A 15,923-nucleotide genomic window follows, 5' to 3' on the forward strand; every position below is an offset into this window, starting at 1 on the left:
GTCCGTCCGCTTGACGCAGTCTGATACAGGTCGTTGTAATATCGAAGAAATGCACGAAGTTTCAAAGCGGACACGGTGTCCGCTTTGTCCGCCACCTCAGCCGCTGTGCGCGGCGATCCATTCCTCGACCACGGGGGCGACCTTCGTCCGCCAGCGCGAGCCGTTGAAGATGCCGTAATGCCCGGCGCCCTCGGCCATGTAGTAGCGCTTTTTCTCGTCCGGGAGGTTGGGCGTCAGCTTGAGCGCCGCCTTTGTCTGGCCGAGGCCCGAGATATCGTCGCGCTCGCCCTCGATCGCGAGGAGCGCGGTGTCGGTGATCTGCGTGATGTCGACCAGCTCGCCCTTGTGGCGGAACTCGCCCTTGGGGATCGAGTGCTTCTGGAACACTTCTTCCACCGTCTGGAGGTAGAACTCGGCGGTCATGTCGCACACCGCGCGGTATTCGTCGTAGAAATCCTTGGTCGCGTTGGCGCTCGCCTCGTCGCCGACGGTGAGGTGTTTGAACATCTCGTAGTGGCTCATCATGTGGCTCGAGAGGTTCATGCTCATGAAGGCCGAGAGCTGCATGAAGCCCGGATAGACCCGGCGGCCCGCGCCCGGGTACTTCATCGGGACGGTCGCGATCACGGACTGGCGGAACCACGCGATCGGGCGCTGCATCGCCATGTTGTTGACCACCGTGGGGCATTCGCGCGTGTCGATCGGCCCGCCCATCATGGTGAGGGTGGCCGGCGTCGCGGGCGACTTGTGGAGGTTCATCAGCGCTGTGGCGGCGAAGGCGGGGACCGAGGGCTGGCACACCGCCATCATGTGGATGCGCTGGCCGTTCGCCTCGCCGTGGACGTGCTCGGCGAAGTCCATGAGATAGTCGATGTAATCGTCGAGATCGAAGTCGCCCGCGCTCTGCGGCACCATCTTGGCATCGGCCCAGTCGGTGATGAAGACTTCCGCCGATTCCAGCATCCGCTCCACCGTGCCGCGCAGCAGCGTGGCGTAGTGGCCGCTCATGGGCGCGACGATCAGCAGGCGGGGGCGGTCGGCGGGCGTGCCCTCGACGCGGAAGCGGACGAGATCGCCGAAGGGGCGCTTCATCACGGTGGACTGGACGACCGCATGGTGCTCGCCGTCGATGGTCACGCTGGCGATACCGAATTCGGGCTTGCCGTAATGCGCGGTGGCGTGGGCGAAGACGTCGAGCGCGCTCGCGGCCAGCGGCCCGATGCCGAAAGCGCCGAACTTCGCGAGCGGATTGGCGGGGTTCGTCAGCATCCCGGCGCTGATCGAGGCAAGCGCGCTGGCGCTGTTCATCCAGCTGCGCTGGAGCTCATAGGCATGATAAAGCATCGGTTTCCTTCGGCGACGAACGAAATGGCGCCTTATCCCGTGACGCCTTGCCCCCACAAATGCGCCTTCGCGGGCCATTGTGCAATGCACAATTGAGGCAGGCCGCCCCGCTGGCCCCACGGGGCGCTTCGCTTTTTGCACGTGAAATTCGCCGCCGAGGGGTCTAGAGCGCTGCCACCATGCACGGCGACACCCCCACGCGCGACCATTCCGACAGCCCCGACGACGCGCCCGAGCCCGCTCTCGCCGCGCCTGCGGGAGAAGCGGCCGAGCCCGCGCCCAAGTCGCGCAGTCTCGCCCCCTTGCGCATGGTGTTCGGCACCGCGCTGCAATATCCGCGCGAGATCACCTTCGCGCTGATCGCACTGGTGATCACCTCGGCGGCGACGCTGGCGATCCCCTACCGCTTCAAGGTGATCATCGACAAGGCCTTCACCGGCGGCGCGGATCCGGTGCAGATCGGCCATGCCTTCCAGTATCTGCTGATGATCGTCGCGATCCTCGGCCTCGGCACGGCGATGCGGTTCTACTTCGTGAGCTGGATCGGCGAGCGCGTGGTGGCCGATATCCGCCTGCGGGTGCAGGAAAACCTCCTGCGCCTCTCGCCCGGCTTCTACGAGGTCAACAGCCCCAAGGAAATCTCGAGCCGGATGACCTCGGACACCGCGATCATCGAGAACGTGGTGGGCACCACCGTCTCGGTCGCGCTGCGCAACACGCTGACGGGGATCGGCGGGATCGGCTTCCTCGTCTATCTCGCCCCGCAGCTGACGCTGGGGCTGCTCATCGGCATCCCGCTGATCATCCTGCCCATCGTGTTCTTCGGCCGCAAGATCCGCGCTGTCTCGCGCACCAGCCAGGACCGGATCGCGGACGTCGGCGCCTATGTCACCGAGGTGCTCTCGGCGATGAAGATCGTGCAGAGCTTCGGGCAGGAGCGGCGCGAGAACCAGCGCTTCGCGAGCGTCGTCGAAGGCACCTTCGAGACCGCCAAGCGCCGCATCCTGCTGCGCGCGGCAATGACCACCGTTGTGATCATGCTCGTCTTCGGCGGCGTGGTGCTGGTGATGTGGCGCGGCGCGCTGGCGGTGGCGGCGGGCGAGATCAGCGGCGGCACCATCGCGGCCTTCGTGCTGACCGGCGGTCTGGTGGCGGGCGCGCTGGGCGCGCTCACCGAGGTCTATGGCGACCTGCTGCGCGGCGCGGGCGCGGCGAGCCGGCTGGCGGAGCTGCTCGAAGCGAAGCCCGAGATCGCGCCGCCTGCGCGCCCCGAGCGCCTGCCCGAGCCTGCGCGCGGGAGCCTGTCGTTCCGCAATGTCACCTTCCGCTACCCCGCGCGGCCCGAGGTCGCGGCGCTCAAGGACTTCACGCTCGAGATCGAGCCGGGCGAGACCGTCGCCATCGTCGGGCCTTCGGGGGCGGGCAAATCGACGATCTTCCAGCTCGTCGAGCGCTTCTACGATCCACAGGGCGGCACGATCCGCCTCGATGGCGTGCCGCTCACCAGCGCCGACCCCGCCGACATCCGTTCGCGCATCGCGCTTGTCCCGCAGGTGGGCGTGCTGTTCAGCGCCAATGCGCGCGACAATCTGCGCTACGGCAAGTGGGACGCCTCCGACGAGGATATCTGGCAGGCCGCCCGCGCGGCCAATGCCGAAAGCTTCCTGCGCCGCCTGCCCGACGGGCTCGACACCTATCTCGGCGAGGGCGGCACGCAGCTTTCGGGCGGCCAGCAACAGCGCGTTGCCATCGCCCGTGCGCTGCTGCGCGATGCGCCGATCCTGCTGCTTGATGAAGCCACCAGCGCATTGGATGCCGAGAGCGAGCAGCTCGTCCAGCAGGCGCTCGAGGGCCTGATGAAGGACCGCACCACGCTGGTGATCGCCCACCGCCTCGCCACCGTGCGCGCGGCGGACCGCATCGTGGTGCTCGACGAGGGCCGGATCGTCGAACAGGGCACGCATGACGCGCTGACCAAGGCAGGCGGGCTCTACGCGCGCCTTGCAAGACTGCAATTCGCGGCGGACGCGGCGTAGGCTCACCCCCCCCCGGGCCTGACCCGGGGCCCAGCTTGTTTCCTCCACGCTGCAAGAGAGCGGTGCCCCGGATCACGTCCGGGGAGGGGGCTGCACCACCGAAGGCGGCATCGCGCCATAATCGACGAATGACGCCTCGCGCCGGACGAAGCGCAACCCTTTGCCCGTCTCCGCGTTAGTGTGACCATCAGCCGACACCGCGTCGCACATCTCAGGGACTCGAGAACCACATGATCCACAAGACCGCCGCCCTCATCGGCGCGAGCCTCATCGCGCTGGCGACCCCCGCCTTCGCCGACGATCACACCCACGACGACACGCTCCAGAGCGCCGATGCCGCCGCCGCGCCCGCGTCCGCGCTGCCCACGATCAGCTTCGGCAAGTGGGGCTTCGATCCCGCCTACCTCGCCACCGACATCAAGCCGGGTGACGACTTCAACGCCTATGCCAACAAGCGCTGGATCGATGCCAACCCGCTGCCGCCCGAATTCAGCCGCATCGGCGCCTTCACCCTGCTGGGCGAGAAGAGCACCGCCGACGTCAAGGCGCTGATGGACGAGTTCGCGGCCAAGGACCCCGCAACCCTCTCGGCCGACCAGAAGCGCATCCTCGATACCTACCGCACCTATCTCGACACCGAGGCGATCGAGGCCAAGGGGCTCGCCCCCGCGCAGCCCTATCTCCAGCGCATCTTCGCCGCGAACTCGCTCGATCAGCTCGCCATGCTGTGGGCCGAGCCGGGCTTTGCCAGCCCGGTAAGCGCGGGCGTGACGATCGATCCCAAGCAGCCTGACCGCCAGATCGCCAGCGTCGGCTTCGGCGGGCTCGGCCTGCCCGACCGCGACTACTATCTCGACACCACCGAGAAGGGCCGCGCGATCCAGGACAAGTACAAGGCCTATCTCGCTTTCCTGCTGGGCGAGGCGGGTTACCGCGATCCGGCCGCGGCGGCCGAGGCGGTCTATGCATTCGAGGACAGCATCGCCCGCGGCGTCGCATGGGACCGCGCGGTGCGGCGCAACCGCGACCTCACCTACAACCTGCTCTCGGCCAATGAACTCTCGGCCATCGCCGGCAAGGTGCCGGTCGCGCAGATGCTCGCCAAGATCGGGATCGCAAAGAGCCCGGGCTTCATCGTCAGCCTGATGCCTCTCTCCGATGCAGCGATCGCCAAGAACAAGATCGACGCTGCCACCCTCGCCAAGACCGGCAGCGGCCTGCCCGGGATGTTCGCGCTGCTCGGCCAGACCTCGCCCGCGACCCTGCAGGCGTGGATGGCCAAGGAGTTCCTCTCGGCCAATGCCGCCGTGCTGCCCAAGCGCTTCGACGATGCGCGCTTTGCCTTCTACAACAAGACCCTGCTCGGCACCCCCGAACAGCGCCCGCGCTGGAAGCGCGCCATCGGCGAGACCGAGGGGCTGATCGGCGAGCTGGTCGGCAAGGAATATGTCGCGCGCTACTTCCCGGCCGAGAACAAGGCGGCGATGGACGAGCTGGTGGCGAACCTGCGCCTCGCGCTCGGCCAGTCGATCGACGAAATCAAGTGGATGGGCCCCGAGACCAAGAAGCAGGCCCACGCCAAGCTGGCGAGTTTCGACCCCAAGATCGGCTACCGCCCCAACCTCGAGACCTATGAAGGCCTCGCCATCACCCCCGGCGATGCCATCGCCAACCGCATGGCCGCCGCGAAGTGGGCGCTCGCCGACAACGTCGCCAAGCTCGGCGCGCCGGTCGACCGCACCGAATGGGGCATGCTGCCGCAGACGGTGAACGCCTATTACAACTCGGTGAAGAACGAGATCGTCTTCCCCGCGGGCATCCTCCAGCAGCCGTTCTTCGCGCTCACCAACGACATCGCGGTGAACTACGGCGCGATCGGCGGGGTGATCGGGCACGAGATCGGCCACGGCTTCGACGATCAGGGCTCCAAGTCCGACGCCAGCGGCGCGCTGCGCAACTGGTGGACCGATGCCGACCGCGCCAACTTCGACGCCCTCACGGACCGGCTGGTGGCGCAGTACAACGCCTTCTGCCCGCTCGATGACGGCAAGACCTGCGTCAACGGCCGCCTGACGCTGGGCGAGAATATCGGCGATGTCGGCGGGCTTTCGATGGCCTACCGCGCCTACAAGATCGCGACCAAGGGCAAGGAGGTGCCGGTGATCGACGGCCTTACCGGCGACCAGCGCTTCTTCCTCGCCTGGGCGCAGGTGTGGCGCTCGACCCAGCGCGAGGACAACTACCGCAACCGCCTGCGCACCGATTCCCACAGCCCCGAGGAATACCGCGTCAACGGCGTCGTCCGCCAGCTCGACGAATGGTACGAGGCCTTCGGCGTGAAGCCCGGCGATGCGATGTACCTGCCGCCCGAAAAGCGCGTGCGGATCTGGTAAGGGTTGCTGTTGGCGTGCCCGCCTCCGCGGGCACGTCCTCGGCGCTGTTTCAAGCCCTGCGGGCTTGAGCGCCTGCGGCTCGCGCGCGTGCGCTCGCGGCCCGTCCTTCGGCGGGCCGTTTGGCGGGCGCTCAACAGGTTCGTCCGTGGTCCGCTTCGGCCTTTTGGTTTGACACCCCGCCCGCACTCGGCGAAGCGGTGCGCCCATGACAGACACCATCGCGGCGATCCTGCTCGGCATCCTCGAAGGGTTGACCGAATTCCTCCCCGTGTCCTCGACCGGGCACCTGATCCTGGCGACCGAGCTGCTCGGCTTCGACCAGGCCGACTGGGAGGTGTTCAACATCGCCATCCAGCCCGCCGCGATCCTTGCCATCGTGGTGCTCTACTGGCGCACGTTCTGGGATGTGGCGAAGGGCCTCCTCGGCTTCGAGAAGGGTGCGCTCGCCTTCGTGCGCAACCTGCTGGTGGCGTTCTTCCCGGCGGTGATCCTCGGCCTCCTGTTCGGCGACGCGATCGAGACCATGCTCGGCAACGCGGTGCTGGTGTGCTGGTCGCTGATCATCGGCGGGGTGGCGATCCTCGCGATCGAGCGCTGGGCCAACCCGCCTGCCGAGGGTCCGGGCGTCGCCGGCGTACCCTTGCGCACCGCGATCCTGATCGGCCTCGTCCAGTGCCTCGCGATGATCCCGGGCGTCAGCCGCTCGGGCGCGACGATCCTCGGCGCGATGGCCTTCGGGGTCGACCGCAAGACCGCCGCCGAATTCAGCTTCTTCCTCGCCGTGCCGACGCTTTCGGGGGCGACCGTCTACCAGCTCTACAAGCACGGCGCGGGGCTGACTGCGGGCGATCTCCAGCTGATCGGCATCGGATCGGTGGTCGGTTTCGTCACCGCGCTGGTGGTGGTGAAGATCTTCGTCGCGGTCGTGACGCGGATCGGTTTCGCGCCTTTTGCGTGGTACCGCATCGTGATCGGTGCGGCGGGCCTGGCATGGCTGACCCTCGGGTAATCCACTTTTCTGGAACCGTCCGCGCTGCCGCTGGTTAGGGAGTCGAACCGGCAAGCGATCATCGCGCACCGGACCACCTCTCGGAGACTTGAAACAAAATGGCGTTGCTGGTGCTGATCGTGTTGGGGGCAACTCTGGGCTGGCTGGCCTCGATCCTCGCGCGGACCGAGGCACCCGGCGATATCCTGCGTCAGGTCGCGCTCGGCATGATCGTGTCGGTGGTCGCGGGCGAGATCGCCAACAAGGGCTCGATCATCGGCAGCCTGTCCTTCATCAGCCTCGGCATCGCGCTGGCGGCGACCGGGGTGGCGCTGGTGCTGTACCACGCGGTGATCACACGGCGGAAGGTGCGGGTCTAACCCTTCTCACCCCGTTCGCTCAGCACGAACGGTGCCTGGAACAGGCCCTAGACCGGTTTCGCCCCGCTGCCCCTTCCGCCGCGCAGATGGTACTCCTGCGTGCCCCGGTGCAGCACGTTGTCGACGTCGATCACCGCGCTGTTCGCATAGGTGAACCCCGCGGGCAGGCTGCGGTAGAGCCGGTCGAAATCGCGCTCCACCGTCTGGCGGTAGAGATCGGCGAAGCTCTCGATCACGAAATAGGTCGGTTGCAGGTCGCTGATGACGTAGTCGGTGCGCATCACCCGGTCGACGTTGAGCATGATGCGGTTAGGGCTTTCCGCCTCCACCGCGAACTTCGCCTCGGTCGGGCCGGAGAGGATGCCCGCGCCGTAAGCGCGCACCTCCCCCGCTTCCTCGATCAACCCGAACTCCACAGTGTACCAGTAGAGCGCGCCCAAGGCCTTCAGCCGGTTGTAGCGCATCGCCTTCCACCCGGCGCGGCCATATTCCTGCATGTAGTCGGCATAGACCGGATCGGTGAGCATCGGCACGTGGCCGAACACATCGTGGAAGACGTCCGGCTCCTCGATATAGTCGAAGGTCTCGCGCGTGCGGATGAAGTTGCCCGCCGGGAAGCGGCGGTTGGCGAGGTGCCAGAAGAACACGTGATCGGGGATCAGCATGGGCACCGGAACGACGCTCCATCCGGTGAGCTGCCCCAGTTCCTCGGACAGCTTGCCGAAATCGGGCACGCCCCCGCGCGACAGGTCGAGCTTCTCCAGCCCCGCCATGAAGGCAGAACAGGCGCGGCCCGGCAGCACCTCCATCTGGCGGGCGAAGAGATCGTCCCACACGGCGTGATCCTCGGCGGAATAGATGGTCTGCGCCGGCTCCAGCCAGTCCTCGCCCACGTGCGCAGGCCGCGCGAGCGGGGCGGTAAAGACATCGGCCGCCATGTCTGGCAGGGTGGCAAAGTCGGGCTGCGGGTCTGCGAGAGTCGCCATAGTTTCAGGTGATACTACTTTCGCGCCCGCCGCACAAACATGAGGGGATGCCGATGGGGTTGAAGCGCAAGGAATACGAGGCGGCGATGGAGCCGCTGACGCTCGAACTGGTGAGCATGGCGCGCTGGGTCAAGGCCACAGGCGCGCGCGTGGTGGTGCTGTTCGAAGGGCGCGACACGGCGGGCAAGGGCGGCGCGATCACCGCCGTGCGCCATGCGCTCAACCCGCGCCAGTGCCGCACCGTGGCGCTCTCCAAGCCGACCGATGCGGAGATGGGGCAATGGTATTTCCAGCGCTACGTCGCCCACCTGCCCACCGCGGGCGAGATCGTGCTGTTCGACCGCTCGTGGTACAATCGCGCAGGTGTCGAGAAGGTGATGGGCTATGCGGACGAGGCGCAGGTCGAGGCGTTCCTGAAGGCCGTGCCGCTATTCGAGAAGCTGCTGGTCGACGATGGCATCCTGCTGTTCAAATACTGGCTCACCGCCGATCAGGAGAAGCAGGAGGAGCGCCTGCGCGAACGGCTCGACGATCCACTGAAGCGCTGGAAGCTCTCCCCCATCGACCTCGCCGCGCGGGAAAAGTACGACGAGTACACCAAGGCGCGCGAGGCGATGCTGAAGGCGACCCACACCGAGCACGCGCCGTGGACGCTGGTCGACTTCAACGACCAGCGCCGCGGCCGGCTGACGCTGGTGCGCGACCTGCTCTCGCGGGTGCCCGACACGCACGAGGAGCCCGAGGCGATCGACTTCCCCGACCTGGGCAAGAAGCCCGCGAAGGAGAAGTACAAGGTGTTGAAGCCGATTGCGGATTGGGAGGGGTGAGCCTGCCTTCTCCCCTCCCGCCTGCGGGAGGGGGTCGGGGGTGGGAAACTCAGCGGGCGCGGGTTCGTGCCCACCCCCAGCCCCTCCCGCAAGCGGGAGGGGAGCTAGATTGTGGCTGACGCTGCCGTCACCTGCCGCCCGTCATCGGCGAAAGCCGCGAGCTCGTAGCCCTCATCCTTGGCGCGCATCGCCAGATGCAGTGGCTCGCCCGCGATGGCGGGGGAGAGGCCGCGGAAGCTGAAGCTTCGCAGCCGGTTCGCGCCCAGCTCCTTCGCCGCAAGTTGCAGCAGCAGGCTTGCCGTCAGCGGCCCGTGCACCACCAGCCCGCGATAGCGCTCGACCTCTTGCGCATAGGGCGCATCGTAGTGGATGCGGTGGGTGTTGAAGGTCAGCGCCGAATAGCGGAACAGCAGCCGCGCATCGGGCGTGAGCGTGCGGGTCGCATCCCAGCCCTCGGGCGAAAATCTGCCCTCGCCCAGGGGTGGCGGAGACAGGGCTTGACCCCCGCTAGCCTCCTCCCGGTAGACGATAGACTGGGTCTCGACCACCGCCAGCGTGCCGTTGGCACGTGTTTCATGTGAAACATCGACGAAGGCGAGCGGGCCGGTCGAGCCCTGCTTTTCGCTGATGGCGGCGATCCGGCTGGTGCGCTCGATCACCGCGCCGATGGCGATGGGAGCATGGAAGGCGATCTTCGAGGAAGCCCACATCCGCCGCGGCAGGGGGAAGGGCGGGAGGAAGCTCTGCGGGCTGTCATCGCGCGCCGGATGCCCGTCCTCGCCGAGCTTGGCCGTGGGGGCCTCGGGGGTGCAGAGCGCGAAGTGGATGCCCTGCGGCATGATCGGGGGATGCGGGCGGGGGAGGTCGAAGGTGGCGAGCCAGCGCACGGCCAGCCCCTCGTCGAGCCGGTCCGTCGCGCGCTGCTCGCGCCCGATCCACGCGTCGTAGCTCACGAAGCGCGCTCGAACACCGCGGCGATGCCCTGACCGCCGCCGATGCACATCGTCTCGAGCCCGTAGCGCACCCCGCGCCGGTGCATCTCGTGCGCCATGTCGGCAAGAATGCGCCCTCCCGTGGCGCCGATCGGGTGGCCGAGACTGATGCCCGATCCGTTGACGTTGAGGATCTCGCGGCGGCTGTCGTCCGCGCTCCAGCCCCAGCCCTTGAGGACCGCGAGCACCTGCGGGGCGAAGGCCTCGTTCAACTCGACCAGCCCGATGTCGTCCCACGAATAGCCGCGCCGTTCGAACAGGCGCTCGACCGCCGGGACCGGGCCGATGCCCATGCGCGAGGGATCGCAGCCCGCCGCCGCCCAGCCGCCGAACCACAGCATGGGGGTGAGGCCGAGCTCCTCCAGCTTGTCCTCCGCGACCACCAGACAGGCGGCCGCCGCATCGTTCTGCTGGCTGGCATTTCCCGCGGTGACGATGGCTGCGGGGTCGCGGCGCACATCGATGGGCGCAAGCTTGCCGAGGGTCTCCATCGAGGCATCGGTGCGGTAGCCCTCGTCATGGTCGAACACCACCGGGTCGCCCTTGCGGCTCGGGATGGTGACGGGGACGAGCTGCTCGGCAAACTTGCCCTCGGCCCAGGCGCGGGTCGCGTTCTGGTGTGAGCGGACGGCGAAGGCATCGGCCTCTTCGCGGGTGATGCCGTAATCCTTGGCGAGGTTCTCGGCGGTCTCGATCATCCCGGTGATGACCCCGAAGCGCTCGACCGGCTGGCTCATCACGCGGCCGCGGCTGAGGCGATCATGCAGCACCATGTCGCCCATCCGCACGCCCCCGCGCGCGGCGAGCGTGTAGTGTTCGACGTTCGACATGCTCTCGACGCCGCCTGCGACCACCACGTCGGCCATTCCGGTCTCGACCATCATCGCCGCGGTCGCGACTGCCTGCACGCCGGAGCCGCAGCGGCGATCAAGCTGGAAGCCGGGCACTTCGATGGGCAGGCCTGCTGCGAGCCAGCTCCAGTGGCCGATCGCGGGCGCCTCGCCGTTGCCGTAGCCTTGGGAGAACACCACGTCATCGACCCTCGCCGGATCGATGCCCGAACGCTCCATCAGCGCCTTGAGGATCACCGCGCCCAACTGGCCCGCGTTGAGGCTGCTGAGGCCGCCGAGGAACTTGCCCACCGGGGTGCGGAGCGGGGTGCAGATGGCGGCGCGTCTGGTCATGGTATCGATTCTCCAACAATTCCGTTCGCCTCGAGCGAAGTCGAGAGGCCGTTCTGGTGTGTCTCGACTACGCTCGACACGAACGGGGATCGATCAGCGATTCTGATCGGATAAGGCCACGGTCCCCGCATCAACCAGCTTGCCGATCGCGCCGGAGGACAGCCCCAGCTTCTCCGCCAGCATTTCCTCCGAATGCTCGCCCAGATAGGGCGCGGGCGCGGGATCGCTCGCCTCGCGGCCGGGCAAGTTCGCGAAGCTGCGGGTGGCGGGGTAGGCGAAGCCGCTCGGATTAGCCGGCGCCGGGCCGAACAGGGGGTTGTCCGCCACCAGCACCGGATCGTTCGCGGCTTCGAAGGCGGTGCGGTAGCGCTCGAAGGTGCAGGCCTCGGCCGCCATGCGCGCTTCGAGGGTGGCATAGTCCACCGCGTCCGCTGCGCTCTGGAACAGCGCGAAGAGATCGGCGCGGTGCTGGAAGCGCGGGGTGTCGCCGTCGGCGAAGCGCACGCCGTGCTTCGCTTCGAGCGCGGCTATGCCCGCCTCGACCCCGAAGGCCTTGACGAGGCCGCCCCACTGCTTGGGCGTGAGCGCGGCGACCATGAAGCGCACGCCGTCGCGGCTGCGGAAATCGCGTCCGAACGCGCCCCAGATCGCATTGCCGAGCCGCTCGCGGTCGCCCCCGCGGTATAGCACCTCGGCGAGCAGACCCGCGTTCGCCATCGTCCCGATCGCGACGTCGCCGAGCGGCAGGCGCACCTCGCTGCCCTCGCCCGTGCGGTCGCGGTGGCGGAGCGCGGCGAGCATGGCGAAGGCGCCATAGGCTCCGGTGATGAAGTCCCACGCCGGGAGCACCTGGTTCACGGGCGGCGCGGTGGCCGGGTCCCAGTCCTCGGGGCCGCACATCAGCGGGTAGCCGGCGGCGGCGTTCACCGTGAAGTCCATCGCCTGCCGCCCGTCATGCCAGCCCATGACGCGCAGGGAGATCATGTCCGCGCGCTTGGCCTGCATCGCGGCGTGGCTGAGGAAGCTCTGCTCGGGCAGGTTGGTGATGCACTGGCCGACCTTGGCGGCGAGTTCGACCAGCAGCTCGCGGCCCTCGCCCGATTGGAGATCGAGCGCGACCGACTTCTTGGCGCGGTTCAGGTTTTCCCACGAGAGCGAGCGCCCCTCGCGCGTCAGCATGTAGCGGTTGTAATCGAGCCCGCCCGCCTTGTGATCGACGCGGATCACCTCCGCGCCCAGCTGCGCGCAATAGAGCCCCGCGGTGGGCGAGGCGACGAAGCTCGAGACTTCGACGATGGAGAGGTCGGAAAGGAGGTTATACATGTCGTCCCGGGCCCACCCCCAACCCCTCCCGCAAGCGGGAGGGGAGCGAGACTTGCCAGCTTGCTGGCTAGTCGCAGCGGGGTGGGCGCTGTGCTCCCATTAGCTGTTGGCAGCCCATTCGCGCAGCATGTGCTTGGCGATCTGGAGCTGGAGGATCTGCGTCGTGCCCTCGTAGATGCGGTAGATGCGCGCATCGCGGAAGAAGCGTTCGGCGTCGTATTCGGCGAGGTAGCCTGCGCCGCCGTAGATCTGCACCACGCGGTCGACCACGCGGCCGCACATCTCGGAGGCGAAGACCTTGAAGGCGGCGGCCTTCACCAGAATGTTCTCGCCGCGGTCGGCCCGCGCGGTCACGTCCTTCATCATCGCCTCGGCGGCGTAGATCTCGATCTCGCTGTCGGCGAGCATCTGCTGGATCAGCTGGAAGTTGGCGATCGGCTCGCCGAAGGCCTTGCGCTCGTTGGCGTATCGGAGCGCCGAATCCAGCGCGCGGCGGGCATAGCCGGTCGCCGCCGCGCCCACGCTGATGCGGCCGTTGTCGAGGCTCTTCATCGCGAAGACGAAGCCCTTGCCGGTCTCCCCGCCCAGCAAGGCCTCGCCCGGCACGCGCACATCGTCGAGCATGATGTCCGAGATGTGCGAGCCGCTCTGCCCCATCTTCTTGTCGGAGGAGCCACGCGAGACGCCGGGCGTGTCCATCGGCACCAGGAAGGCGCTGACGTGCGCGTTCTTGGGCAGGGCTTCCTTGTTGGTGCGCGCCATGATCAGCGCGACATCGGCGTGGGGGGCGTTGGTGATGTAGCGCTTGGTGCCGTTGAGGATCCACCCGTTGCCGTCCGGATCAGGCACGGCGGTGGTCGCCATGGCGGCAGAATCGCTGCCCGAGCCGGGTTCGGTCAGGCCGAAGCAGGCGATCCGCCCTTCGGCGATCTTCGGATACCATTCGGCCTTCTGCGCTTCCGTGGCGCCGTTCTTGAGCGCGCTCGCGAACATGCCGACGTTGATCGAGAAGATCGAGCGATAGGCCGGCGCAGCATAGGCCATGATGTTCACGACGCGGGCGTACTGCGTCATGTTGAGCCCCGCGCCGCCATATTCCTCGGGCACCGAAAGCCCGAACAGGCCCATCTCGCGCATCTCCTTGACGATCTCGTCGGGGATGCGGTCCTCGGCGATCACCTGCGGCTCGGCCGGGATCAGCCGCTCGCGGACATAGCGGGCGAGCTGCTCGGCGAACTGCTCGAAGGTCTCGTCATCCATCCCGGCATTGTGCGGGGCGGCGAGGGTGGCGGGGGCGTTCATGGTGGCAATCGTCCTTGAAGGGGCGCGCACGCGCCTCGCCCGCCTACTGGCGCGCGGGAGCGGCGTCGCCTGTCATTTCGGCGGGAGCATCGGTGGGGAGCGCTTCGGGCGGCAGGCGGCGCTCGTCGAGCATCTCGGCGGCCTCGTCCAGCGCCTTGGCCTCGCCCGGGCTGACCGCGCCGGGCGGGCTCGCGCCCTCGTCCCCGCAGGCGGCAAGCGCGAGCGGGAGGGCGAGGGCGGCGGCGAGCAGCAGGCGCGGCACGGCGGGCGCGTCCGCTTACTCGGCGGGCTCTTCGGCGGCGGCAGCAGCCTTGGCGGCGACGTCAGCCGCGGCATCGGCAGCCTCGGTCGCGACCGGCTCGGGCATAGCCTCGGGCGCGTCGGTCGCGGTGGCCGAGGGATCGGCCACGGGCGCCTCGTTCACCGGAGCGAGCGCGCTGTCGGCGGGCATTTCGACCGTATCGGCGCTCGCTTCCGTCGAGGCATCGTCCGAAGAGCCGCAGGCGGCAAGCGCCAGCGTGGCGGTGGCGAGGGCGGCAAGGGCAACAAGCTTGCGCATGGCGGGGGTCTCTCCTCTCGTATCGATGCGGGCGGCGCGCGGAGTGCCGACCGGTTCGCGGGAGGGTGTAGCCAAGCCTTGGCCCTGCCGCCAAGTGCCAAATGGGCACACCCCCCGCGCAAGCGATGGCAGCGCGAGGCGGGCGCGTGATATTGTCTCGCCCATGATCAAAACCAGCTTCCGCCCGCGCGCCGCCGCAATTGCCGCCCTCGCGATCCTGCCCGCCGCCGCGCTCACCGCCCAGCCCGTGCCCGGGGCCTTCACCGTGGTCGAGACCGGCCGCAGCTACGCGGAATTGCAGGAGGCGGTGAACGCCGTCGGCAACGCCCGCGCCACGATCCGCATCGCGCCCGGCACCTACCGCCAATGCGCGGTGCAGGAACAGGGCGTGATCATCTACGAGGCCGCCGAGCCCGGCAGCGTGACCCTCGCGGGCCGTTCCTGCGAGGGCAAGGCCGCGCTGGTGCTGCGCGGCACAGGGGCCGAGATCCGCGGGCTCACCTTCTCCAACCTGCGCGTCGCCGACGGCAACGGGGCGGGCATCCGGCTTGAGCAAGGCGCGCTCAATGTCGCCTATGCCCGGTTCGAGAACAGCCAGCAGGGCATCCTCAGCGGCAACGACCCCAACGGGCGCATCTACATCACCCGCTCGACCTTCACCGGCCTTGGCACCTGCGAGAACGACGCGGGCTGCGCGCACTCGCTCTATATCGGCGACTACGGCTCGCTCACCGTACGCGAGAGCCGTTTCGAGCGTGGCACCGGCGGCCACTACCTCAAGGCGCGCGCGGCGCAGGTGACGATCGAGAACAACAGCTTCGACGACGCCAATGGTCGCACCACCAACTACATGATCGACCTGCCCGCCGGCAGCACCGGCCGGATCGCGAACAACTGGTTCGTCCAGGGGCGCGACAAGGAGAACTACTCCGCCTTCATCGCGCTGGGCGCGGAAGACCTGCTCCACCCCTCGGACGGGCTGAAGGTGGAGAACAACGAAGCGCGCTTCGTCCCCGGCCTCACCCGCCAGAGCGCCTTCTTCGCCGACTGGACCGGCTCGACCATCGTAATGCAGGGCAACCGCCTTGCGGGCGGGATCAGGCAGTACGAGCAGCGCTGAGGGTTTTAGCCTGCCGGACAAGCGGCGCGCGCGTCCGCTTTCGGGAATGGCGGCGGGCTGGACTAGTGTCGGCGAGTGGGTGGTTTTCTGCCATCGACCACACCGTCACCCCGGACTTGATCCGGGGTCCAGCTTTTCCTTCTTGATGCGCAGGACGCTTTGTGGGTTTCAGGCAATCCGGCACCGGGTCAGCCGGAACACCTCACCCATGCCGATGTCGAGCAGCGCCTGCCCTAGCGCGTCGCTCAGGAAGAGCTTTTCATGCACCGCCTCCTCGAACCACAGGTCGGGGCCCTCCAGCGCGCGGGGCGAAAGCATGACCTCGCCTGTGGATTTCGACCGGTTGATGTGCCAGATCTGCAACCCGCTGGCCTTGTCGACGACGAACTTGCGCGCGTCCTCGCACCGGTCGACCAGGATGGTGTTCTTGGTGCAGCCGAAGTTGAGCAGGAAGAATTCGCCCGGATAGGGCGTCGCCAGATCGGCCTG

15 protein-coding genes are annotated in these 15,923 nt (G+C 68.0%); 6 read left to right on the forward strand and 9 right to left on the reverse strand.

The genetic code is table 11. The annotated features are described in order from the left end of the window. Positions 1-96: 96 nt before the first annotated feature. The gene (locus tag BZF57_RS11745; protein WP_086737977.1) at positions 97-1,344 is read right to left on the reverse strand and encodes a polyhydroxyalkanoate depolymerase; all 1,248 of its coding nucleotides are present in this window, start codon (positions 1,342-1,344) and stop codon (positions 97-99) included. A 179-nt stretch (positions 1,345-1,523) separates the two neighbouring features. On the opposite strand from BZF57_RS11745, the gene BZF57_RS11750 reads away from it, so the two are divergent. The 4 genes from BZF57_RS11750 to BZF57_RS11765 all read left to right on the forward strand — a co-directional run bounded on the left by BZF57_RS11750 (position 1,524) and on the right by BZF57_RS11765 (position 7,141). Next, positions 1,524-3,380: an ABC transporter transmembrane domain-containing protein gene (locus BZF57_RS11750; RefSeq protein WP_086737979.1), complete on the forward strand. Its 1,857-nt coding sequence runs from the start codon at positions 1,524-1,526 to the stop codon at positions 3,378-3,380. Positions 3,381-3,610: 230 nt separating this feature from the next. Further along, positions 3,611-5,773 carry a M13 family metallopeptidase gene (locus BZF57_RS11755; RefSeq protein ID WP_086737981.1) on the forward strand — a complete coding sequence of 721 codons (2,163 nt, stop codon included), beginning with the start codon at positions 3,611-3,613 and terminating at the stop codon, positions 5,771-5,773. 205 nt (positions 5,774-5,978) lie between these two features. Then, entirely contained in the window at positions 5,979-6,782 is an 804-nt protein-coding gene (locus BZF57_RS11760) for an undecaprenyl-diphosphate phosphatase (protein ID WP_086737983.1), read from the forward strand. A 98-nt stretch (positions 6,783-6,880) separates the two neighbouring features. Further along, positions 6,881-7,141 (forward strand): hypothetical protein, encoded by a 261-nt coding sequence (locus tag BZF57_RS11765; RefSeq protein ID WP_086737985.1) that lies wholly within the window; start codon positions 6,881-6,883, stop codon positions 7,139-7,141. 47 nt (positions 7,142-7,188) lie between these two features. On the opposite strand, the gene phhA is transcribed toward BZF57_RS11765, so the two are convergent. Next, positions 7,189-8,127 carry a phenylalanine 4-monooxygenase gene (gene phhA, locus BZF57_RS11770; protein ID WP_240505954.1) on the reverse strand — a complete coding sequence of 313 codons (939 nt, stop codon included), beginning with the start codon at positions 8,125-8,127 and terminating at the stop codon, positions 7,189-7,191. A gap of 53 nt (positions 8,128-8,180) precedes the next feature. Between phhA and ppk2 the strand changes: the two genes are divergently transcribed. After that, entirely contained in the window at positions 8,181-8,954 is a 774-nt protein-coding gene (gene ppk2 / locus BZF57_RS11775) for a polyphosphate kinase 2 (protein WP_086738076.1), read from the forward strand. Between the two features lie 104 nt (positions 8,955-9,058). Here ppk2 and BZF57_RS11780 read toward each other — a convergent pair whose 3' ends face one another. The 6 genes from BZF57_RS11780 to BZF57_RS11805 form a co-directional block, all read right to left on the reverse strand. Then, positions 9,059-9,907: an HTD2 family dehydratase gene (locus BZF57_RS11780; protein ID WP_086737989.1), complete on the reverse strand. Its 849-nt coding sequence runs from the start codon at positions 9,905-9,907 to the stop codon at positions 9,059-9,061. Continuing rightward, a complete protein-coding gene (locus BZF57_RS11785) occupies positions 9,904-11,130 on the reverse strand; it encodes an acetyl-CoA C-acetyltransferase (RefSeq protein ID WP_086737991.1) in 1,227 nt (408 codons plus the stop codon). Before BZF57_RS11785 ends, BZF57_RS11780 begins: the two co-directional genes overlap by 4 nt. Before the next feature lie 93 nt (positions 11,131-11,223). Then, positions 11,224-12,453 carry a CoA transferase gene (locus BZF57_RS11790; RefSeq protein ID WP_086737993.1) on the reverse strand — a complete coding sequence of 410 codons (1,230 nt, stop codon included), beginning with the start codon at positions 12,451-12,453 and terminating at the stop codon, positions 11,224-11,226. A 99-nt stretch (positions 12,454-12,552) separates the two neighbouring features. Continuing rightward, a complete protein-coding gene (locus BZF57_RS11795; RefSeq protein ID WP_086737995.1) occupies positions 12,553-13,755 on the reverse strand; it encodes an acyl-CoA dehydrogenase family protein in 1,203 nt (400 codons plus the stop codon). A 43-nt stretch (positions 13,756-13,798) separates the two neighbouring features. Continuing rightward, positions 13,799-14,017, reverse strand: coding sequence for a hypothetical protein (locus BZF57_RS11800; protein WP_240505955.1), 219 nt, complete (start codon positions 14,015-14,017; stop codon positions 13,799-13,801). Positions 14,018-14,032: 15 nt separating this feature from the next. Beyond that, a complete protein-coding gene (locus BZF57_RS11805) occupies positions 14,033-14,314 on the reverse strand; it encodes a hypothetical protein (protein ID WP_086737997.1) in 282 nt (93 codons plus the stop codon). A gap of 163 nt (positions 14,315-14,477) precedes the next feature. Between BZF57_RS11805 and BZF57_RS11810 the strand changes: the two genes are divergently transcribed. Beyond that, on the forward strand, positions 14,478-15,434 hold the full coding sequence (locus tag BZF57_RS11810; protein ID WP_086738000.1) for a right-handed parallel beta-helix repeat-containing protein: 957 nt from the start codon (positions 14,478-14,480) through the stop codon (positions 15,432-15,434). Positions 15,435-15,602: 168 nt separating this feature from the next. Here BZF57_RS11810 and BZF57_RS21260 read toward each other — a convergent pair. Then, positions 15,603-15,923 (reverse strand): hypothetical protein (locus tag BZF57_RS21260; protein ID WP_162290998.1); only part of this gene is annotated, 321 nt, incomplete at its 5' end.

This window comes from Erythrobacter colymbi, from assembly GCF_002155685.1.
Lineage (GTDB): Bacteria > Pseudomonadota > Alphaproteobacteria > Sphingomonadales > Sphingomonadaceae > Erythrobacter > Erythrobacter colymbi.